Annotated in this window: 20 protein-coding genes; 6 read left to right on the top strand and 14 right to left on the bottom strand. The window is 69.6% G+C overall.

Translation table 11 applies throughout. From position 1 onward, the window contains the following. Nucleotides 1-15 precede the first annotated feature (15 nt). From MKK68_RS22420 to MKK68_RS22410, 3 genes are all read right to left on the bottom strand, one after another. Entirely contained in the window at nucleotides 16-729 is a 714-nt protein-coding gene (locus MKK68_RS22420; RefSeq protein WP_244032979.1) for a hypothetical protein, read from the bottom strand. Between the two features lie 73 nt (nucleotides 730-802). Beyond that, nucleotides 803-1,804: a nickel/cobalt transporter gene (locus MKK68_RS22415; protein WP_244032978.1), complete on the bottom strand. Its 1,002-nt coding sequence runs from the start codon at nucleotides 1,802-1,804 to the stop codon at nucleotides 803-805. Next, nucleotides 1,795-2,463 carry a DUF1007 family protein gene (locus MKK68_RS22410; RefSeq protein ID WP_244032977.1) on the bottom strand — a complete coding sequence of 223 codons (669 nt, stop codon included), beginning with the start codon at nucleotides 2,461-2,463 and terminating at the stop codon, nucleotides 1,795-1,797. The genes MKK68_RS22415 and MKK68_RS22410 overlap by 10 nt, the downstream gene beginning before the upstream one ends. A 292-nt stretch (nucleotides 2,464-2,755) precedes the next feature. Here MKK68_RS22410 and MKK68_RS22405 point away from each other — a divergent pair, with 292 nt between their 5' ends. The 3 genes from MKK68_RS22405 (at nucleotide 2,756) to MKK68_RS22395 (ending at nucleotide 7,007) form a co-directional block, all read left to right on the top strand. Next, nucleotides 2,756-5,113 (top strand): Orn/Lys/Arg decarboxylase N-terminal domain-containing protein, encoded by a 2,358-nt coding sequence (locus tag MKK68_RS22405; protein ID WP_147842259.1) that lies wholly within the window; start codon nucleotides 2,756-2,758, stop codon nucleotides 5,111-5,113. Beyond that, nucleotides 5,113-5,754 carry a GNAT family N-acetyltransferase gene (locus MKK68_RS22400; protein WP_147725906.1) on the top strand — a complete coding sequence of 214 codons (642 nt, stop codon included), beginning with the start codon at nucleotides 5,113-5,115 and terminating at the stop codon, nucleotides 5,752-5,754. The genes MKK68_RS22405 and MKK68_RS22400 overlap by 1 nt, the downstream gene beginning before the upstream one ends. A 134-nt stretch (nucleotides 5,755-5,888) precedes the next feature. Beyond that, nucleotides 5,889-7,007, top strand: a complete 1,119-nt coding sequence (locus tag MKK68_RS22395; RefSeq protein WP_244032976.1) for an alkene reductase — start codon at nucleotides 5,889-5,891, stop codon at nucleotides 7,005-7,007. 47 nt (nucleotides 7,008-7,054) lie between these two features. Here the strand turns inward: MKK68_RS22395 and MKK68_RS22390 are convergent, their stop codons facing one another. From MKK68_RS22390 to MKK68_RS22345, 10 genes are all read right to left on the bottom strand, one after another. Next, nucleotides 7,055-7,783, bottom strand: a complete 729-nt coding sequence (locus MKK68_RS22390; protein ID WP_147725919.1) for an amino acid ABC transporter ATP-binding protein — start codon at nucleotides 7,781-7,783, stop codon at nucleotides 7,055-7,057. A gap of 153 nt (nucleotides 7,784-7,936) precedes the next feature. Beyond that, the gene (locus MKK68_RS22385; RefSeq protein ID WP_147725908.1) at nucleotides 7,937-8,629 is read right to left on the bottom strand and encodes an amino acid ABC transporter permease; all 693 of its coding nucleotides are present in this window, start codon (nucleotides 8,627-8,629) and stop codon (nucleotides 7,937-7,939) included. Beyond that, nucleotides 8,629-9,351, bottom strand: coding sequence for an amino acid ABC transporter permease (locus tag MKK68_RS22380; protein ID WP_244032975.1), 723 nt, complete (start codon nucleotides 9,349-9,351; stop codon nucleotides 8,629-8,631). The genes MKK68_RS22385 and MKK68_RS22380 overlap by 1 nt, the downstream gene beginning before the upstream one ends. Before the next feature lie 84 nt (nucleotides 9,352-9,435). Further along, entirely contained in the window at nucleotides 9,436-10,332 is an 897-nt protein-coding gene (locus MKK68_RS22375) for an amino acid ABC transporter substrate-binding protein (RefSeq protein WP_147725920.1), read from the bottom strand. A 501-nt stretch (nucleotides 10,333-10,833) separates the two neighbouring features. Continuing rightward, nucleotides 10,834-11,955, bottom strand: a complete 1,122-nt coding sequence (locus tag MKK68_RS22370; RefSeq protein WP_147842261.1) for a branched-chain amino acid ABC transporter substrate-binding protein — start codon at nucleotides 11,953-11,955, stop codon at nucleotides 10,834-10,836. 87 nt (nucleotides 11,956-12,042) lie between these two features. Further along, the gene (locus MKK68_RS22365) at nucleotides 12,043-12,408 is read right to left on the bottom strand and encodes a DUF6867 family protein (RefSeq protein ID WP_147842262.1); all 366 of its coding nucleotides are present in this window, start codon (nucleotides 12,406-12,408) and stop codon (nucleotides 12,043-12,045) included. Nucleotides 12,409-12,412: 4 nt separating this feature from the next. After that, nucleotides 12,413-13,216 carry an ABC transporter ATP-binding protein gene (locus MKK68_RS22360; protein ID WP_147725912.1) on the bottom strand — a complete coding sequence of 268 codons (804 nt, stop codon included), beginning with the start codon at nucleotides 13,214-13,216 and terminating at the stop codon, nucleotides 12,413-12,415. Beyond that, nucleotides 13,213-14,091 (bottom strand): ABC transporter ATP-binding protein, encoded by an 879-nt coding sequence (locus MKK68_RS22355; protein ID WP_147725913.1) that lies wholly within the window; start codon nucleotides 14,089-14,091, stop codon nucleotides 13,213-13,215. The genes MKK68_RS22360 and MKK68_RS22355 overlap by 4 nt, the downstream gene beginning before the upstream one ends. Then, nucleotides 14,091-15,479, bottom strand: a complete 1,389-nt coding sequence (livM, locus tag MKK68_RS22350; protein WP_244032974.1) for a high-affinity branched-chain amino acid ABC transporter permease LivM — start codon at nucleotides 15,477-15,479, stop codon at nucleotides 14,091-14,093. Before livM ends, MKK68_RS22355 begins: the two co-directional genes overlap by 1 nt. Beyond that, complete coding sequence (locus MKK68_RS22345; protein ID WP_147842264.1) at nucleotides 15,479-16,396, bottom strand: branched-chain amino acid ABC transporter permease; 918 nt, start codon at nucleotides 16,394-16,396, stop codon at nucleotides 15,479-15,481. Before MKK68_RS22345 ends, livM begins: the two co-directional genes overlap by 1 nt. A 348-nt stretch (nucleotides 16,397-16,744) precedes the next feature. Here MKK68_RS22345 and MKK68_RS22340 point away from each other — a divergent pair, with 348 nt between their 5' ends. Then, nucleotides 16,745-18,022: a dicarboxylate/amino acid:cation symporter gene (locus MKK68_RS22340; RefSeq protein WP_244032973.1), complete on the top strand. Its 1,278-nt coding sequence runs from the start codon at nucleotides 16,745-16,747 to the stop codon at nucleotides 18,020-18,022. 69 nt (nucleotides 18,023-18,091) lie between these two features. Further along, nucleotides 18,092-19,003: an amino acid ABC transporter substrate-binding protein gene (locus MKK68_RS22335; RefSeq protein WP_244032972.1), complete on the top strand. Its 912-nt coding sequence runs from the start codon at nucleotides 18,092-18,094 to the stop codon at nucleotides 19,001-19,003. A 400-nt stretch (nucleotides 19,004-19,403) separates the two neighbouring features. Here the strand turns inward: MKK68_RS22335 and MKK68_RS22330 are convergent, their stop codons facing one another. Beyond that, a complete protein-coding gene (locus MKK68_RS22330; protein ID WP_147842266.1) occupies nucleotides 19,404-20,423 on the bottom strand; it encodes a gamma carbonic anhydrase family protein in 1,020 nt (339 codons plus the stop codon). 142 nt (nucleotides 20,424-20,565) lie between these two features. Here MKK68_RS22330 and MKK68_RS22325 point away from each other — a divergent pair, with 142 nt between their 5' ends. Continuing rightward, nucleotides 20,566-21,069, top strand: a complete 504-nt coding sequence (locus MKK68_RS22325) for a molybdenum cofactor biosynthesis protein MoaE (RefSeq protein ID WP_244032971.1) — start codon at nucleotides 20,566-20,568, stop codon at nucleotides 21,067-21,069. Nucleotides 21,070-21,101: the final 32 nt, after the last annotated feature.

Genomic DNA, 21,101 nt, shown 5'->3' with positions numbered 1-21,101 from the left:
ACGCGTGATCGCGGCTCAGGCGTGCGCGGCCGATCGGGCGGCGTCGAGGCGGTCACGCGCGGCGAACAGGTCGATGTCGGGCGCCTGCCGCCCGATCCGCAGCGCGCCGTCGAGGATCACGGCCGCCCGCGCCCACGTGCACGGGGCGAACGGCGCCGCCCCCTCGGCGATCTCGGCCGCGTAGCGCGGATCCTCCGCTGCGCGGATCGCCGCGCTTGCGGTGCGGGAGACCGCGGCCGCCAACGCTCCGGAGACCCAGGCGCGCTGACCCGATGCGGCCTGCGCCCGCGCTCCGCCCGCCCAGGCGGCCGAACGCGCGGCCGCCAGCGCCTCGTCGAGATCCGCCGCGTCGGCGCAGCGGGTGGCGAGGTCGGCGAATCCGGCCCGCTCGAGCAGCGGCGGGAGAAGGCTGCGGATACTTTCGAGGGCCAGAAAGGCCGTCCGCTCCGCCTCGACCGCCGGCGTGTCGGCGGAGCCGGACAGGCGCAGGACGAAGGCCATCAGGCGGTGGCGCTCGCCGTCCGGCATCGCGTCGTTGAGGCCGAGGGCGTAGGCCGCGAGCGGGCGCGAGAAGCAGGGCGGGCATTCGTCGCTCGACCGGATCGCGCGGTAGGGCAGCCCCGCGGCGACGAGGGCCGCCTCGTTGATGCAGGTGCCGCCGTCGGGTCCCGGAAACGGGTGCGAGCCCGAGAGCAGCCGCCAGTTCAGGATGTGGTCGAACCCTGCCATGCGGCGCCTCGCGTGCCGGGCTCCCTGCCCGGACCGGAGCGTGGCATGGCGGCGTGCCGTTGGCGAGGGGCGATCAGCCGCCGATGTCGAGCGCGAGGCCCGACAGCATCGCCAGCCCCAGCACCAGCACGAAGGCGCCGGCCAGCAGCTCGAGCGCGCCGATCGCCACGACGCCCGCGCGTCCGCGACCGCCGGCGATCCGCAGGGCGGCGCCCTTGGCGAAGACCGCGAGGCTCGCCAGCGCGCTGGTGGTGAGCGCCGTGCCGAGCGCCATGGCGAAGACCGCGAGGACGCCCGCAGCCAGCATGTTCTGCGCGGCGGCGAAGACCAGGATCAGCACCGCTCCGGCGCATGGTCGCGAACCGGCGGCGGCGATCACGCCGGCGCGCTCCCGCCAGGTGTCGAGCGTTTCGAGCGCCCGCGCGTCGGCGAGGCGGGCATGGCCGCATTCGGGCCCGCAGGCGGCGGGCGCGCCGAGGTCGGCGAGGCGCCCGGCCTTGCGCCACGTCACCGCCAGCCCGATCGCGGCGACGAGGGCGAAGCTGACGATCTCGATGGTGTTGCCGGCCCGCGTCATTCCGGCGGCGGTGGCGCCGAGCACGAGGCGGCCGGTCCCGACGATCGCGATCGCCACCAGCGCCTGCAGGATCGCGGCGGCGAAGCTCAAGCCGAAGCCGCGGCGCAAGGCCCGCTCGCCGGCGAACAGATAGCCGGCGATCACGGCCTTGCCGTGCCCGGGGCCGGCGGCGTGGAAGATGCCGTAGGCGAAGCCGAGCGTGACCAGCGGCATCCAGTCGCCGCCGCCCTTGATCGCGGCGAGCGCGGCCTGAAGGCTGCGCGAAAAGCTCGACTGGATCGCCAGGAGCCAGCCGCCGAGCCCGGTCGCCGACGGCGCGGCCTCGCGGAAGCCGATGCCGAAGGGCGAGCGCGGCGGCGGCGCGGAGAGACCGGGCGCCGCGAGCCAGACCAGGCCGGCGAGGATCAGGGCCGCGACCGCGACGGCGGCGGCGACCAGCATCAGCCGCAGCGGCCCGCGGCTTGCGGGCTGGACGGCGAGCGTGGCGCCTACGGACATGCAACGAGGATCCGGTTCGCGAACTGCACCCCGTAGCCGGAAGCGGCCGTCAGCGCCTCGAAGAACGCCTCGCTCATCCCGGGGGCGCCGGCCTCCGCCGTCTTGGGCTCGGGGGTCTTCGGCCGCGTCACCGTCGCCGCGCAGCCGCTCGGTGCGCCGACAAGCGTCGCTGCATCCGGCGCCTCGGACAGGCCGAAAGACACGAAGTAGGTCGGGTCGTAGACCTCGAGCGCGAGCACGCCGCGCCCCTGCGCGGGCGGCGTCTTCAGCGGCAGGCGGAAGCTCAGGGTGAGCGTGTCGCCCTCCATCGCCATCCGCGGCTCGACCGGGTCGGCGAAGGCCTGCTCCTTGCCGCCGACCTTCAGCTTGGTGAAGTAACCGAACTCGGCGAGATTCCCGGTGTTCTCGGCGGCGAGGGTCTGAAGCTCGTCCGGCGTCAGCTTGCCGTCCTTGTTCGCGTCGAGCCCCTGGGTGACGAAGGCGGTGTAGGCGGCGTCGAAGGTCCAGACGTGGCGCACCGCGACCACCTTGCCGCCCGCGTACCCGATCTCGGCCTTCGCGGTCACCCAGACGTGCGGGTGGGCCGCTGCGGGCGCGACGGCGAAGGCCAGCCATGCGGCGGCCAGGGCAGGACGAAGGATCGCGGCTGTCGGCTTCATGCGTTTGGGACGCTCGCGGCGCTGTGGTGAAGGATCCGTTAAGCGCGGGCCACCTTGTCCGCAGGCGCTGGGGCGAAAGCGAGGCGGAGCGCGACGCGGCCGATGCGCGGAGCGGTCGAGCGGGTGGCCCGAGGCATCGTCGTCATGGCCATGGCGGGCCGATCGTATTACCCGAGCGGACCGAAGGTCGGCCGCCGCCCCGGCCAGATCCCGCGCCGTTCGCCCGCACCGTCATCCAACCGTCATGATGGCGTCGCAGGCAGGCGCCGACCCGTCAGGCCAGAGGCTTTCCATGGACTTTCACCGCCGCTTCACCGTGCTGATGTGCGCGCCGGCCTTCGATCCGGACGATCTGGAAGGCGTCCGCGTCGCGCAGATCGTCACCGCGGTCGAGGGGCGCGGCTTCGAGGTGATCCGGGCGCGGCGCGTCGAGGACGCGGCGATCGCCGTGCAGACCGACGCGGCGATCGGCTGCATGGTGGTCGACTGGGGCAAGCGCGGCCTCGACGGCAAGGCGGCCTCGCTGATCGACATGATGCGGCGGCGCGGCCTCGAGATGCCGATCGTCATCCTCGTGCGCCGCAAGCGGCTTGAGGACATCCCGGTCGAGCTGCTCGACTTCATCGACGGCTACATCTTCCTGGCGGAGGAGACGCCGGAATTCATCGCCCGCGGCCTCGTCTCCCGCGTGACCCAGTATGCCGAGACCCTGAAGACGCCGTTCTTCGGCGCTCTCGTCGACTACGCCGAGAAGGGCAACCAGCTCTGGACCTGCCCCGGCCACAACGGCGGCATCTTCTACAACCGCTCGCCGATCGGGCGGATCTTCGTCGAGCATCTCGGCGAGGCGATCTTCCGCGACGACCTCGACAACTCGGTCCTCGACCTCGGCGACCTCCTGACCCACGAGGGGCCGGCGCTGAAGGCGCAGAAGGAGGCGGCGCAGATCTTCGGGGCGGAGAAGACCTACTTCGTCCTCAACGGCACCTCGGCCTCGAACAAGGTGGTGCTCGGATCTCTGGTCGCGGAGGGCGACCTCGTCCTGTTCGACCGCAACAACCACAAGGCCGCCCATCACGGCGCCCTGATGCTCGCCGGCGGCATCCCGATCTTCCTCGAGACCGACCGCAACGCCTACGGGCTGATCGGGCCGATCTACCACGAGGCCCTGGACGAGACCGCGATCCGCGAGAAGATCCGCCGCAACCCGCTGGTCGAGGACAAGGAGGCGTGGCGCCGCGAGCGTCCGTTCCGCGTCGCGGTGATCGAGCAGTGCACCTACGACGGCACGATCCTCGACGCGCAGGGCGTCGTCGAGCGGATCGGGCACCTGTGCGACTACATCCTGTTCGACGAGGCCTGGGCCGGCTTCATGAAGTTCCACCCGCTCTTCGTCGGCCGCTTCGCCATGGGCCTGAAGGGGCTCGACGAGACCTCGCCGGGCATCATCGCCACGCAATCGACCCACAAGCAGCTCGCGAGCTTCAGCCAAGCCTCGCAGATCCACACCAAGGACGGGCACATCCGCGGCCAGACCCGGCGCGTCGAGCACCGCCGCCTCAACGAAAGCTTCCTCGTCCACGCCTCGACCTCGCCGTTCTACCCGATCTTCGCCTCGCTCGACGTCGGGGCGCAGATGATGAAGGGCCGCTCGGGCATGATCCTGTGGGACGACACGATCCGTCTCGGGATCGAGTGGCGCAAGAAGGTCCGCGCCATCCGCCGCGAGTTCGAGGAGAAGGAGGGCGATCCGAACCGGCGCTGGTTCTTCGACGCCTTCGTGCCCGACGTGACCCCCGGCCCGGACGGCGTGAACGTGCCGTGGGAGAGCCTGACGACGGACGTGCTCGCCTCGGACCCGAAGCACTGGGAGCTGCGCCCCGGCGCGCGCTGGCACGGCTTCACCCATGTCGGGCCCGAGACCTCGCCCGGCTACGCGATGACCGACCCGAACAAGCTGACGGTGCTGACGCCGGGCTTCGACCGGGCGACCGGGGAATACGCCGCCCACGGCGTTCCGGCCCCGATCGTCGCGCAGTACCTGCGCGAGAACCGCATCGTCGCCGAGAAGAACGACCTGAACTCGCTGCTCTTCCTGCTGACCCCCGGCGTCGAATCCTCGAAGGCCGGCACGCTGATCTCGGGCCTCGTCGCCTTCAAGCGCCTGCACGACGACAACGTGCTCCTGGAGGACGCGATGCCGGAGTTCGTGCGGCGGCGGCCGAACCGCTACCGCGGCGTGCGGCTTCGCGACCTCTGCGCCGACTTCCACGCCTTCCACCGCGAGCACGGCACCTCGATGCTCCAGCGCAAGCAGTTCCAGCCCGAGCACCTGCCCGAGATGGTGATGGCGCCCAAGGCCGCGGCGCAGATGCTGACCCGCAACAACGTCGATTTCGTCCCGATCGCCGAAGCCGAGGGGCGTGTGGCGACGACCTTGCTTCTGGTCTACCCGCCCGGGATCGGCACGGTGCTGCCCGGCGAGCGGATCGATGAGCGGGCCAAGCCGATGCTGGACTATTTCAAGATGTTCGAGCGCTCCGCAAACCTGTTTCCCGGCTTCGAGGCCGAGATCCAGGGCGTGTACCGTCAGGTCGAGCCGGACGGGCAGATCCGCTTCCACACCTACGTCATGCGCGAGGCGCGCTGATGGAGGACGCGGGCCCGGCGGGCGACTTCGCGATCCCAGAGCCGGCCGCGTCCTGCGCCGACATCGTCATCCGCCCGTCGTCGGACGCGGACCTCGCGGCGATGGTGGCGATCTACGAGCACCACATCCGCCGCGGCGTCGGCGACGTCGGCGATTTCGAGGAGGATCGCCTCCTCCCCGACGACCTGCGCCGGCGCCGCAAGACCATGCGCAAGAAGCGCCTGCCCCACCTCGTCGCCGACCGGAACGGTCAGGTCGCGGGCTACGCCTACGCGGTGCCGTTCCGGAAGCGGCCGGCCTACCGCTACACGCTCAAGCACTCGATCTACGTGCATCCCGAGCACCTGCATGCCGGGATCGGCCGACGCCTGCTGCCGGCGCTGATCGAGGCCTGCGCCGCGGGCGGCTACCGTCAGATGATCGGCTACATCGATTCCGAGAACGCGGCTTCGCTGCGCCTGCACGAGGCCTGCGGCTTCGTCCGCGTCGGCCACCTGCCCGCGGTCGGCTACAAGTACGGCCGCTGGAGCGACAGCGTGATGGTGCAGTGCGCCCTCGGCTCCGGCTCCGACGACCAGCCCTCGACGTGGCGGAAGCCGGTGGAGGCGCTGGTGGCGGGGCACGACTGGACCGGCAAGTAGCCGGGGCCCGACGCGCGCCGGTGCGCTGCGGCGAACTCCCGCCGGCGCGGCACGTTGTCGGACACCCGCGCTCGCGGCCCGGCGGACCGTCCATCGCCGTGAGCCGCGCGACCGCCTGCGACAAAGGATCCGGCATGCCCCGCTCCGACAGCCCCGTGCTGCAGCCCTACACCCTCGGCGACCTCACCCTCAGCAACCGCATCGTGATGGCGCCGCTGACCCGGAGCCGTTCCTCGACCGACGGCGTGCCGCCGGATTTCGCCGCCGATTATTACGGCCAGCGCGCCACCGCGGGGCTGATCATCTCGGAGGCGACCAACATCTCGCCGCAGGCCGTCGGCTACGCCTACACGCCGGGGATCTGGTCGGAGGCGCAGGTCGAGGCCTGGCGCCGGATCGTCGGCACGGTGCACGCCAACGGCGGCCGCATCTTCCTGCAGCTCTGGCACACGGGCCGGATCTCGCATCCCGACCTGCAACCGGAACATCGGCCGCCGGTCTCGGCCTCGGCGATCCGTCCGGAGGGCACCGCCTTCACCGAGGAGGGCATGAAGGCGCACGTGACGCCGCGCGCCCTGGAGGCCGACGAGATCCTGGGAATCGTCGAGGATTACCGGCGCGCCGCCGAGAACGCGAAGCGCGCCGGGTTCGACGGCGTCGAGATCCACTCGGCCAACAACTATCTGCTCGAGCAGTTCGTCCGCGATTCGACGAACACGCGCACCGACGCGTATGGCGGATCGATCGAGAACCGGCTGCGGTTTCCGCTCGCGGTGGTGAAGGCGGTCACGGACGTCTGGGGCGGCGGTCACCGTGTCGGCATCCGCCTCTCGCCGGCGACGACCGAGCCCGGCAAGACGCCCCTCGACAGCGATCCGCACGCGACCTTCGGCGCCTACGTCGATGCACTGTCGCAGTTCGGCCTGCTCTACATCCACACCATCGAGGGCGTGACCCAGCAGACCCGCGACGTGCCCGACAGCGTCGACTTCCTCGACCTGCGGAAGCGCTTTTCGGGGGCCTATGTCGGCAACAACCAGTACACGCTGGAGCTGGCCGAGAAGGAGCTCTCGGATGGGCACGCCGACCTGTTCAGCTTCGGCCGGCCCTACATCGCTAATCCCGACCTCGTGGGACGGCTGGCGTCCGGCGCCCCTCTCGCCGAGGCGCCGAAGCCGTACTGGTACGGCGGCGGTGCGAACGGCTACTCGGATTGGCCCGGCATGAACGGGCCGGTGGCGATCAAGCGCTGACGCTCGGACCCGGCGCGCTCACGGGCGCGCCGGGCCGCGCGCGAGGTTCAGTGCTGCAGGATCTTCGACAGGAACTGCTGCGCGCGCTCGCTGCGCGGCTGGCCGAAAAAGTCGTCCTTGCGGGCGTCCTCGACGATCTCGCCGCGATCCATGAAGATGACCCGGTCGGCGACCTTGCGGGCAAAACCCATCTCGTGGGTCACCACCATCATGGTCATGCCCTCCTTGGCGAGCTCGACCATCACGTCGAGCACCTCGCCGACCATCTCGGGGTCGAGCGCCGAGGTCGGCTCGTCGAACAGCATCACCACCGGGTTCATCGCCAGCGCGCGGGCGATCGCCACGCGCTGCTGCTGACCGCCGGAGAGCTGGCCGGGATACTTGTTGGCGTGCGCCGACAGGCCGACGCGGGCGAGCAGGTCGAGCCCCTTCTTCTTCGCCTCCTCGGCCGGGCGCTTCAGCACCTTGCGCTGGGCGACGGTGAGATTCTCGGTGATCGAGAGGTGCGGAAACAGCTCGAAGTGCTGAAACACCATCCCCACGCGGGAGCGGAGCTTCGGCAGGTCGGTGGCCTTGTCGACGACCTTGGTGTCGTTGACCGTGATCTGGCCCTTCTGGATCGGCTCCAGAGCGTTGACGCACTTGATCAGGGTCGACTTGCCCGAGCCCGAGGGGCCGCACACCACCACGACCTCACCCTTGGCGACCTGCGTGGTGCAGTTCGTCAGCACCTGAAAGTCGCCGTACCACTTGCTGACGTTGTCGATGGCGATCATCGGCGCGCCGGTCGCGAGCTTCGGCGGCGGGCTCGACAGCGGGCCGGACTGCAGGCCGGCATCCGTTGGCGCGACGGAGCCGGGAGCGACGGGGGTCTTGGCGGTGGGGGCCGGCATCGGCGTCGAGGTCATAACGCGGTCCTTGTACGGCGATCAGCGGATGATGGCGACGCGGCGCTGCAGCCGGCGCACCAGGAACGAGGCCGAGAAGCACACGGCGAAGTAGACGACCGCGGCGAACAGGTACATCTCGACCAGGCGCCCGTCGCGCTGGGCCACTTTCGAGGCCGCCCCCAGGAAGTCGGTCAGCGACAGCACGTAGACCAGCGAGGTGTCCTGGAAGAGCACGATCGTCTGCGTCAGCAGCAGCGGCAGCATGTTGCGGAAGGCCTGCGGCAGCACGACGGTGATCATCGTCTGCGCGTAGGTCATGCCCAGCGCGTAGGCCGCCCCGGTCTGCCCCTTCGGGATCGACTGGATGCCGGCGCGCATGATCTCGGAGAAGTACGCCGCCTCGAACAGCGTGAAGGTGATGAGCGCTGAGGAGAAGGCGCCGACCTGGATCGGGCGCGAGGCGCCGGTGAGGTAGGCGCCGATATAGGGCACCAGAAAGTAGAACCAGAAGATCACCAGCACGAGCGGCAGGGAGCGCATCAGCTCGACATAGACCTTGGCCACGTGCTTGAGGCCGGGCACGCCCGAGAGGCGCGCCATCGCCAGAAGGGTCCCGAGGATGACGCCCATGCCGGCGGCGAGTGCGGTCAGGGTGACGGTGAAGACCATGCCCTGACCGAACAGGTAGGGCAGCGATCCGAAGACGACGCCAAAATCGAAGTTCGAGAACATCAGCGCTGCCCGGGAACCGCCACGCTGCGCTCCAGGAGGGACGCGAGCAGGATGACGACGAGGTTGATGAGGACGTACAGGATGGTCGCCGCCGTGAACGCCTCGAACACCTGGAACGAGAATTCCTGCATCGAGCGCGCGCGGGCCGTCAGCTCGAGCAGGCCGATGGTGAGGGCGACGGAGGTGTTCTTGAGGTTGTTCAGGAACTCCGAGGTCATCGGCGGCAGGATGATCCGGTAGGCGTTCGGCAGCAGCACGTAGCGATAGGTCTGGTAGACCGTGAAGCCCATCGCCGTGCCGGCGAGGCGCTGGCCCCGGGGCAGCGACTGGATGCCGGCGCGGACCTGCTCGGCGACGCGGGAGGCGGTGAAGAACCCGAGGCAGACGACGCCGGTGTAGAACGGGGCGTTCGGCAGCTGCTTCAGCGCGTTGCCCCACCCCTGCGGCAGCACCTCCGGAAGCACGAAGTACCACAGGAACATCTGCACCAGCAGCGGGATGTTGCGGAACAGCTCGACATAGGCCGTGCCGACGGCATTGGCGCCCTTGGAGGGCAGCGTCCGCATCACGCCGATCAGCGAGCCGAGGAAGAAGGCGATGATCCAGGAGCAGAGCGCGGTCGCGATCGTCCAGACCAGGCCCGAGAGCAGCATGTCGGCGTAGGTGCCGGTGCCTTCGGGCGATTGTTCGAAGAAGATGCCCCAGTTCCAGTTGTAGTTCATCGCTCGCGCTTCACCGTTCTCGTTCGTTCGATCCGTGTCGCGGATCCCGGGCGGCAGCGCCGCCCGGGATCCGCCGGCTCAGGCTCAGTAGGCGGCCGGGTCGGCGCTGTCGCTCGGGCTCTTGAACTGCTTGGCCATTGCCTCGCTCATCGGAAGCTTGAGGTTGATGTTGCGCGGCGGGATCGGCTTCTCGAACCACTTGCTGTAGAGCGCCTTGCCCTCGGGGCTCTCGTACAAAGCCTTCGTCGCGGCATCCGCCACCGCCTTGAACGGCGCGTCGTCCTTGCGCAGCATGATGCCGTAGGGCTCGGGCTTCGACAGGGCTTCCGTCGAGATCTCGTAGGCGTCGGGGGTCTTGGAGCCGGCGACCAGCGAGGCGAGCAGCACGTCGTCCATCACGAAGGCGACGGCACGGCCGGTCTCGACCATCAGGAACGCCTCGGCGTGGTCCTTGGCGGGCAGGATCGTCAGGCCCATGCTCTTGGCGGTGTTGGCCTCGTTGATCTGCTTGATGTTCGTCGTGCCCGAGGTCGAGACCACGGTCTTGCCCTTGAGGTCGTCGATCGTGTGCAGCTTGGCGTCCTTCTTCGAGACGTAGCGCGTCGCCGTCAGGAAGTGGGTGTTGGTGAATGCCGCCTGCTTCTGGCGGTCGGCGTTGTTCGTCGTCGAGCCGCACTCGAGATCGATCGTGCCGTTGGCGATCAGCGGGATGCGGGTCGCGGAGGTGACCGGGTTGAGCTTCACCTCCATGCCCGGGAGCTTGAGCTCCTTCTTCACCGCCTCGGCGATCTTGAGGCAGATGTCCATCGCGTAGCCGACCGGCTTCTGGTCGCCGTCGAGGTAGGAGAACGGAACCGAGGAATCACGGTAGCCGATGGTGAGGGCGTTGGTGTCCTTCACCTTCTTCAGCGTGCCGGTCAGCTCCTGGGCCTGCGCGCCGGCGGAGACCACGGCCGCGCCGAGCGCGAGGGCGGCCACGATCCCGCGACGATCGAACTTGGATTGCGTCAAAACGAAACTCCCGAAACGAGCCGCACGAACATGGCGGCGTGTGGCGGACGCGCAGAAAGCGGCCGGCGCTGGCCGTGCCTCTGCAATGATGGTGCCGGAACGGGGGCGGGCGAAGCAAGCTTGGCCGATATGGTGGGGACAACGCGCGCGAGCATCGGGACCGGGTCGTCCCGCGCCGTCGCGGGACCGGGACCGATTTCGGTCTTCGTCCGTAAGCGGTCTGCCCGCATGGAGCGAGGCCGTCGCGCGTCGGCGTTCACAGGTTCCACCCGGTTGTCGATCCGAACCTCGGAGCCGGGCAATTTCGCCCATGCAGGGTGCAGTGTGCACGTTTCGTGAGCGGGCGCACCGGGATTCCGGGGTTCGGCGACGATTATGCCTGGAAAGCCGCCAATCTGTCTCGCCGCGTGGGCATGAAAGAGCCGCCCCGCGCGGTGCGGGACGGCTCGGACGCGGCGACGCGAGGACGCGCTACTTGGTCAGCTCGTTGCCGGCGTAATCGATGTTGCCGGCCGCGTTCTTCTTCCACTGGTACATCACGTAGTCGGGCTTCGTGATGTCGCCCTTCTTGTCGTAGGCGATCGGGCCGACGACGGTGTCGACCGGCTTGCCCTGGTGCAGCCAGTCCGCAAGCTTCTTACCGTCGGTCGACCCGGTCTCGGACATAGCCTTGGCCAGCACCTGGACCGCGGCGTACGAGTAGAGGGTGTAGCCCTCCGGATCGATGCCCTTCGCCTTGAAGCCGGCGAGCGCGTCCTTGGCGTTGGGGTTCTTGCGCGCGTCCGGCGGGAACGTCGTCAGCGTGCCCTCCGCCGCCGGCCCGGCAATCGCCACCAGCTCCTTGTCGACGAGGCCGTCGCCGCCCATCAGCGGCGCCTTCAGGCCCTGGTCGCTCATCTGGCGCAGGATCAGGCCGGCTTCGGTGTAGTAGCCGCCGAAGTAGACCACGTCGATCTTGGCGGATTTCAGCTTCGACACGAGCGCCGAATAGTCCTTCTCGCCCGGGTTGATGCCCTCGTAGATCGCGTCCTTGCCGCCCTTGGCCTTCAGCGCCTTCAGGGTCTCGTCGGCGAGGCCCTTGCCGTAGGGGGTCTTGTCGTGGACAAAGGCGATCTTCTTGCCCTTGAAGTGCGTCGCGAGATACTCGCCCGCGACCGCGCCCTGCTGGTCGTCGCGGCCGCAGGTGCGGAACACGTTCCAGAGGCCGCGCTCGGTGAACTTCACCGCCGTCGAGGCCGGCGTGACCTGGATGATGCCGGCGTCCTGGTAGACGTCGGAGGCCGGGATCGAGACGCCGGAATTGTAGTCGCCGACCACCACCTTCACGCCGTCGGAGGCGAACTTGTTGGCGACCGAGACGCCCTGCTTCGGATCGGACGCGTCGTCGCCGACGAGGACAGAGAACGTCGTGCCCTTCACCGCCCCGGACTTGTTCAGGTCCTCGACGGCCTGGGTGGCGCCGTTCTTGAGCTGCGTGCCGATCGCGGCGCTGTTGCCGGTGATCGGCGCGGCGATGCCGAGCTTGACCTCGGCCGCCTGGGCCGCCGCGAGCATGGCACCGAGCCCGAGGCCCGCCAGTAGTAACGCTCTCATCTCAAATCCCCTTGGTTGTGATCTGAATTCGGACCGTCGGCGCCGGGCAAGAATCGTGCGCTCGGCACGCGCGCGCGCCGAATGCGATCACGGCCCGCCGGCCGCCGGCTCGCGTGTCCGCCACGTCAGCGGCGAAGTCCGCTCGTAGAGCCAGCGATACTGGGTCGTCATCTGCCGCGTCCGCGTCCAGCGGTAGCCCGCCGCGCCGACGATCATGACGACGATGGCGTCGACCGCATAGTATTGGGCTGACAAAAGCGTGCCGCCGAATAGCGCGAAGTGGATGAATCGCACCGCCGCCGCCACCGCGAGGAGCGCCGGCACGATCTGCCAGAACGGGCGCCATGCCTTGGCCAGGCCGCGGGCGGCCATCCACCCGGCCCAGCCGCCCATCGCGACGGTGACGAGGAGGAAGAGGCCGATCGACTCCTCTTCGTAGATCAGGCCCTGCATCGCGTCAGACCTCCACCGGGGCGCCGTGGCCGCCCTCGAGATAGGCGGCCTTGATCGCGGGGTCGGCGAGCAGCGCCCGGCCGGTGCCGCTCATGGTGATGCGCCCGTTGACCAGCACGTAGCCGCGATGCGCCAGCTTCAGCGCGTGGTAGGCGTTCTGCTCCACGAGGAAGATCGTCATGCCGTCGCGCCGATTGAGGTCGCGCACCGCGTCGAAGATGCCCTTCACCACCAGCGGCGCGAGCCCGAGCGAGGGCTCGTCGAGCAGCAGGAGGCGCGGCCGGCTCATCAGCGCGCGGGCGATGGCGAGCATCTGCTGCTCGCCGCCGGACATGGTGCCGGCGCGCTGGGTCAGCCGCTCCTTCAGGCGGGGGAAGAGGGCGCAGACGCGCTCCAGGTCCTGGGCGAAGTACCGCCCGTCGTGGAGCGCGGCGCCCATCTGCAGGTTCTCGTGCACGCTCATGCGCGGGAAGACCCGGCGGCCCTCCGGCGACTGCGCGATCGCGAGCCGCGCGATCTCGTGGGTCGGCAGGCGGGTGATGTCGCGCCCGTCGTAGGTGATGGTGCCTTCGCGCGCCTGCGGCGCCCCGAAGATCGTCATCATCAGGGTCGACTTGCCGGCGCCGTTGGCGCCGATCAGCGTGACGATCTCGCCCTCGGTGACGTCGAGATCGACGCCGCGCAAAGCCGCGACGCTGCCGTAGTAGGTCGAGACGCCGCGCACCGCGAGCAGGGTCTTGGCCGGAGCCTTCCCGGCCGCGAGCGCCCGGGTCTCCTCCACGAGCACGTTGATCCCGGCGACGCTCAAGCCTCGACCTCCAGATGGGTGACGGTGAGGCCGACCTCCGCCTCGACGGCCTCGACCTCCTCGTCCTCGACGCCGAGATAGGCGGCGATGACGCGCGGGTCGGCCCGGACCTCGCCGGGGGTGCCGTCGGCGATCTTCACGCCGTAATCGAGCACGACGACGTGGTCGGAGATCTCCATCACCACGGACATGTCGTGCTCGATCAGCAGCACGGAGGTGTCGTGCGCGTCGCGGATGTGGCGGAGCAGCGCGTTGAGCTCGCCCGATTCGCGCGGGTTGAGGCCGGCGGCCGGCTCGTCGAGGCAGAGCAGCACCGGCTCGGTGCACATCGCGCGGGCGATCTCGAGCCGGCGCTGGGCGCCGTAGGGCAGGTCGCCGGCGGGGTCGTCGGCCCGCTCGATCAGGCCGATGCGGACGAGCCACTCCTTCGCCCGCTCGATCGCCGCGGCCTCGGCCCGGCGGTAGACCGGCAGGCCGAGCAGCCCGAGCACGGTCATGCCCGACGCCCGCATCAGCGGCGCGTGCTGGGCGACGAGAAGGTTCTCCAGCACCGTCATCCCCTGGAACAGGCGGATGTTCTGGAAGGTGCGCGCGACCCGGCCGATCCGGTTCACGGCATGGTTCGGCAGGCGCTCCAGCAGATGCTTCGAGCCGTCGGCATGGGCGAGCGTCAGCATCCCCTCGGTCGGCTTGTAGAAGCCGGTGATGCAGTTGAAGACGGTGGTCTTACCGGCGCCGTTCGGCCCGATCAGCGCGGTGATGTCGCCGCGATGGGCCTGGAACGACAGGTCGCCGACGGCTGTCAGCCCGCCGAAGCGCATGGTCAGGTGGTCGACGGTCAGCACGGCGTCGGCGCGGGTGGTCGGCTCGGTCATCAGCCGTGGCCCTCGCTGACATGCGCGCCCGAGATCGCGCGGCGCTCGCCCAGCGCCACCGAGGGCGTTCGCTCCGAGATCAGCCCGCGCGGGCGCCAGACCATCATCGCCACCATGGCGAGGCCGAACAGCAGCAGGCGGTACTCGTTCGGGTCGAAGCCCTGGCCGAAGATGGACTTCAGGAAGCCGAGGTTTCGCAGCATCTCGGGGCCGCCGACCATCGCAACCGCGGCGATGGCGACGCCGACCTGGCTGCCCATGCCGCCGAGCACCACGATCGCCAGGATGATCGCGCTCTCCAGGAAGTTGAAGCTCTCCGGGGAGATGAACCCCTGGCGCACGGCGAAGAACGAGCCGGCGAAACCGCCGAAGGCGGCGCCGAGGGCGAAGGCCGTCAGCTTCGTCGTGGTGGTGTTGATGCCGAGCGAGCGGCAGGCGATCTCGTCCTCGCGCAGGGCCTCCCAGGCGCGGCCGATCGGCAGCCGTCGCAGCCGCAGCGTCACGACGTTGGTGATCAGGGCGAGCGCGAGGATGAGGTAGTACAGGAACACGACCCGGTGCATCGAGTCGAAGGTCAGCCCGAAGCGGGCGGCGAACCCGTCCTCGCCCGCGGTGAAGGGGATGCCGAAGAAGGTCGCGCGCGGGATCGACGAGATGCCGGCGCCGCCGCCGGTGACGTCGACCCAGTTGATCAGGACGAGGCGGATGATCTCGCCGAAGGCCAGCGTCACGATGGCGAGGTAGTCGCCGCGCAGGCGCAGCACGGGGAAGCCGAGCAGCATGCCCCACAGGGCGGCGAACAGGCCCGCGAGCGGCAGGCAGATCCAGAACGACAGGCCGAAGGTGGTGGAGAGCAGCGCGTAGGAGTAGGCGCCGACCGCGTAGAAGGCGACGTAGCCGAGATCGAGCAGGCCGGCGAGGCCGACGACGATGTTGAGGCCCCAGCCGAGCATCACGTAGGTGAGGATCAGGATGCCGAGGTCGATCCAGTAGCGTCCCTCCCCGAGGCTGCCGCTCGCGAGCGCGGCGACGACGGGCAGCGTCAGCGCCACGCCGATGAACAGCCACAGGGCCAGCATCGAGACCCGCTGCCCGGCATTCGGCATGCCGGCGACGGCTTCCGTCGCCTGGGACCGCGACGGCCTGAGCGCGCGGCGGGCGTCGCGGCGCATCAGGACCAATCGCTGCGCGAGGCGGGCCAGGAAGATCGCGGCGCAGAGCCCGGCGACGAGAACCCAGCGCGGCGTCAGCTCGAGCCCGCCGGTGGGGCCGGCATCGGTCCGGAAGCTGACCACGGGCACGCAGAGCGCGAAGGCTCCGAGCGCGTAGATGGCGGCATCCTTCAGGATGCCGGTGAGGCCGTCGGCCCCGCGGGTGGCAGCGGCCATCAGACCTTCTCGACCTCGGCGCGGCCGAGAATCCCCGACGGCATGAAGATGAGCACCACGGCGAGAATCGAGAACGCGGCCACGTCCTTGTACTCGATCGAGAAATAGGCCGACCAGAACGTCTCGATCAGCCCGATGATCAGGCCGCCCAGCACCGCGCCCGGCAGCGAGCCGATGCCGCCGAGCACCGCGGCGGTGAAGGCCTTCACGCCGGGCACGAAGCCGTCGGAGAAGGAGACCACGCCGTAATACATCAGGTAGAGCACGCCCGCGACGGCCGCGAGCGCGGCGCCGAGCACGAAGGTCAGCGAGATCGTGCGGTCGACGTCGATGCCCAGCAGCGCCGCCATCTTGCGATCCTGCTCGCAGGCACGCTGCGCCCGGCCGAAGGGCGTGCGCTGGACGAGGTACCAGAAGCCGGTGAGCAGCACCGCGGTCACCGCCATGATCAGGCACTGCTTGTAGGACAGGAACACCTGGAACCCGTCGGTCTCGAACAGGGTGATGCCGCCCGAGAGCATCGGCGGCAGCGGCTTGTTGCGCGCGCCCTGCGTCACCTGGACGAAGTTCGAAAGGAAGATCGAGACCCCGATCGCCGAGATCAGCGGCGCCAGCCGGAACGACCCGCGCAACGGCCGGTAGGCGACCCGCTCGATCGCCCAGCCCCAGAGCGCGGTCAGCACCATCGAGACGACGAGCACGATCAGGAAGGCCAGGGCGATCGAGGAGACGCCGAGCCAGGCGGTGAGGATCAGGAAGCCGATCAGTGCGATGAAGCTCGACACCATGAAGACGTCGCCGTGCGCGAAGTTGACCATGCCGATGATGCCGAACACCATCGTGTAGCCGATCGCGATCAGGCCGTAGATCGACCCGAGCGTCAGCCCGTTGATCAACTGCTGTACGAAGACATCCATCGCGTGTCCGTCTCTCTCGCCCGCGGCCGGCGGCGCATGGCGTATGGGGCAAGGCCGGGCAGGGCAAGTCCCGAACCGGCAGATCCCGGACGCGCAAGTCCCGTACCGCACGAGCGGCGCCGCCGCCACACCGTGCGACGCCCCTCAACCGCAACCGGCGGCGCCCGTGCCGGAGCATAGCCCTCGGCGCGACGAAAACGCCACGCCGGAAAATCCAATCCCCGCGAAAAACAAAAGTCGCGGACCCACGGATTAAACCGTCCTGGGCGCTTGCGCATGGCGCGCTTCCTGCTTCACATTCGTTAACGCGAAGTCTCGTGCCGGCTCGCTTACGCCCAGGAGTTCCCGATGACAGGTTCGCGGCTGACCACCTTGATCTTCGTCGGGATGCTGCTCGGCATCGTCGTCGGATACCTGTGCAGCATCACCTGGCCGGACCCGCAGACCTCCAAGGAGATCGCCGGCTACATCGTGCTGATCAGCGACATCTTCCTGCGGCTGATCAAGATGATCATCGCCCCGCTCGTGTTCTCGACGCTCGTCGTCGGCATCGCCCATCTCGGCGACACCGCCAGCGTCGGCCGCGTCGGCGGCAAGGCGCTGCTGTGGTTCGTCGGCGCCTCGTTCTGCTCGCTGATGCTCGGCCTCGTGCTCGTCAACATCATGCAGCCCGGCCACAACCTGAACCTGCCGCTGCCCGACGTCGGCGCCGGCACCGGCCTCAAGGCGGCCTCGCTGTCTCTGAAGGAGTTCGTCACCCACCTCGTGCCCAAGAGCGCGGTCGAGGCGATGGCCAACAACGAGATCCTGCAGATCGTCGTGTTCTCGATCTTCTTCGGCGTGGCGCTCGCCGCGCTCGGCGAGAAGGGCGCGTTCCTGGCCAAGGGCATCGAGGGCCTCGCCGACGTGATGCTCAAGGTCACCGGCTACGTGATGCTGTTCGCCCCCGTCGCGGTGTTCGCGGCGATCGCGGCGACGATCACCACGCAGGGCATCGGCGTGCTGGTGACCTACGGCAAGTTCCTGGTCGAGTTCTACATCGGGCTGGGCGTGCTCTGGGGCGCGCTCATGGGCGTCGGCTTCCTGCTGCTCGGCGGAGCCGGGATCAAGCGGCTGTTCAACCTGATCAAGGAGCCGTTCGTGCTCGCCTTCTCGACCGCGTCGAGCGAGGCGGCCTACCCGAAGATGCTGACGAACCTCGAGCAGTTCGGCGTGCCCAACCGCATCACCTCGTTCGTGCTGCCGATGGGCTACTCGTTCAACCTCGACGGCTCGATGATGTACTGCACCTTCGCGGTGATGTTCATCGCGCAGGCTTACAACATCCCCCTCACCTGGGGTCAGCAGCTGACGATGCTGTTCCTGCTGATGGTGACCTCGAAGGGCATGGCCGGCGTGCCGCGCGCCTCGCTCGTCGTGATCTCGGCGACGCTGACGCAGTTCAACATCCCCGAAGCCGGGCTGCTGCTGATCATCGGCATCGACCAGTTCCTCGACATGGGCCGCTCGGCCACCAACGTGCTCGGCAACAGCATCGCCACCGTGGCCGTTGCCAAGTGGGAGGGGCAGCTCTCGACGAGCGACCAGCGCCTCGACCACGTCGGCGCCGTGGCGGCGGCCGAGTAGGCGGTCGTCCGATCCGGGGCCGGCCGCCGGTCCCGATCTCTTCCCGCTGCCCGGATCAGGAGTTTCGCGATGGCGTCAGGCACGGTGACGGCGGCGTTGGCGGCGGGGCTGCTGGCGATCGCGGGGCCTGCGGGCGCGGTCGACGTTCTCACCGGCTCACTGAAGACCATCGCCGCGAAGGGCGAGGTGGTGATCGGCTATCGCACCAGCTCGGTCCCGTTCTCCTTCGTCGAGGGCAAGCAGGCCGACGGCAGCCCGCGCCCGATCGGCTACGCGATCGACCTCTGCGGCGAGATCGTCGACGAGATCGGCCGCGAGACCGGACGCACCGACCTGAAGGTGCGCTACGAGCCGGTGACCTCCGAGACGCGGTTCGCGGCGGTGTCCGGCGGCAAGGTCGATCTCGAATGCGGCTCCACCACCGCCAACGCCGAGCGCCGCCGCACGGTCGCGTTCTCGCCGGTGACCTTCATCAGCGCGACGAAGCTCCTCGTGGCCCGGGCCTCGCCGATCACGTCCTATCGCGACCTCGGCGGCAAGAAGGTCGTGGTCACCGCCGGCACCACCAACGAGGCCGCCGTCCGCGACATCCTCGCCAAGCTCAAGCTGCAGGCCGAGATCCTGAGCGGAAAGGACCACGCGGAATCCTACGCCATGGTCAAGGACGGCCGCGCCGACGCCTTCGCCACCGACGACATCCTGCTCTACGGCCTGATCGCCAACGATTCCGCCGACGGCGCGAAGTACACGGTGCTGCCGGACAAGCTGTCGTTCGAGCCCTACGGCATCATGTTCCGCAAGGACGACCCGGAGATGGCGGGCGCCGTCGCCGCGACCTTCGCGCGGCTGGCCGAAAGCCGCGAGCTGCGCTGGACCTACGAGCGCTGGTTCCTCAAGCGCCTGCCGAACGGCGAGCGGCTGAACGTGCCGATGTCCAACGACCTGCACACCAGCTTCCAGCTGATCGGGCTGGAGGATTGACGCGGCCTCGATGGCGGCTGGTCGCGTCGTCATTCACCGACGCGAGCGAACGAACGAGATGCGGGCACCTTTTCCGTCCAGGCTGACGTAGCGAAGAAATGACACGTGTCTCCCCTCCCCCCTCTGCGGGGGAGGGTGGCCCGCGCAGCGGGTCGGGAGAGGGGAGCGCGCTGTCCGGATACGGCGCTCCCCTCTCCCGACCCTCGCTGACGCGAGGCCCACTCTCCCCCGCAGAGGGGGGGGGAAGGCGCGCTCTTCAGCGACCGTTTGTGATGTGCGACTATCGTAGGCGTGGTGGGCCTGGGGCTTCTCGCCGTTCGAACCGGCACGCGCGGACGCGTCAGGGCCCTCTCGAAGACCATGGCGCGTCTTCAATTATCGCGACGCGCGCGACGCAAGCTCACCCCTGCCCGGCCTCGGCCTTGCGGTACTCGCGCCCGTGCTCGCAGTAGCCCTCGACGATGCGCACCATCATCGCGCGCTTGTCGGCATCGAGCGGGCCGAGGATGCGGGCTGGGCGGCCGCCCCAGAGATAGCCGCCCTCGAGCAGCTGGCCGGGATCGGTAGTGGCCCCTGCGGCGAGCATGACGTCGTCGGCGATCACCGTGCCGGGCGCGACCGTCGCGCCGATGCCGATCAGCGAGCGGGCGCCGATGCGGCTGTCGCCGATGCGGACGTTGTGGCCGATCGTGGTGTCGCGGCCGATGACGACGCCCTCCCCTCGGGTGCGGATCACCGTGTTGTCCTGGATGTTGGTGTCGGCGCCGACCACGATCGGCCCGACCTCGGCATGGAGGTCGCACGAGAACAGCACGCTCGATCCGGCGCCGAGCCCGACGCGGCCGCGGATGCGGGCCGTGCTGGCGACGTAGACCGTCTCGTCGACCTCGGGCGGGTCGCCGGCGGCGACCGCGGCCGGATCGCCCGCGGCCTCGCGCAGGCGCTCGGCGCGCTCGTCGATCTCGGCCCGATCGATCGGGCGCTGCGGCTTGGCCGGGCTGCCGGCGTAGACGAAGCCGCCGGCGAGCTGGGCGCGCGGAAACACCGTCGCGCCGGCCTCGATCACGACGCCGTCGCCGACGCTCGCCCCGTCGAGGATCACCACGTCGTCCTCGATCACCACGTCGGACCCGACCGTGCAGGCATGAACCACGCTGTTGCGCCCGACCGTGACCCGGTCGCCGACGCGGGTGCCGTGGGTGAAGGTCGCGATGTGGACGGTGGAGCGGTGGCCGAGCCAGAACCGGTCGCCGAGCGTCACCGGCTGCCCGTCGGCGCGGATCACGCCGTCGTCGCCGATCCAGGCCTGGCTGCCGAGGCGGACGGCGCCGATCGCCGTGCTGCCGCGCCCGCACCAGACGGGGCGGCTCGCGAATTCCGGCAGGACGCCATCGTAGGGCAGGATCAGTTCAGGCGTCACGTCTTCGTCCTTCGGCGCGGATCGGCTGCCCCCCGCGGGGAGCGAGCCGATATGCCATATAGGCGCAGGCGGTGGCCGAGTCAGGCGCAAGCGTGTTTCGTCGTCACGCCGCCGTCACCCGCGTTGCCGCGATGAGAGACCGATGCCCGCTGCTTCCCTGCCCTCCGTCAGCATCCAGGCCGAGCCCTTCGACGTCGCCGCCGAGATCGACGCGCTGAACGCGCGGCTCGCCGGTCGCGCCGGCGCGGTCGTCACCTTCACCGGCCTGTGCCGCGACGAGGGCGGCCGGCTGACGGCGCTGGAGCTCGAGCATTATCCCGGCATGGCCGAAGCCGAAATCGGGCGCGTGGCGGCGGCGGCCGAAGCGCGCTGGCCGCTCAAGGCGGTCCGGGTGATCCATCGCTACGGCCGCGTCGCGCCGGGCGCGGGCATCGTGCTGGTGCTCACCGCATCGAGCCACCGCGTCGCGGCCTTCGAGGCGGCGAGCTTCCTGATGGACTACCTCAAGACGCGCGCCCCGTTCTGGAAGCGCGAGCATCTCGTCGACGGGACCACCGGCGGTTGGGTCGAGGCGGCGGAGGCGGACGACGCGGCCGCCGCGCGCTGGGCCGCGATCCTCGGTGCAGAGGCGGCGCCCGAGGGTTGACCCGGGCGGCGCGGGGGCGCTCGTGAGCGCCG

The organism is Methylobacterium sp. E-016, assembly GCF_022829745.1.
Classification (GTDB): domain Bacteria; phylum Pseudomonadota; class Alphaproteobacteria; order Rhizobiales; family Beijerinckiaceae; genus Methylobacterium.
This window is presented reverse-complemented; position numbering and strand designations above follow the sequence as displayed.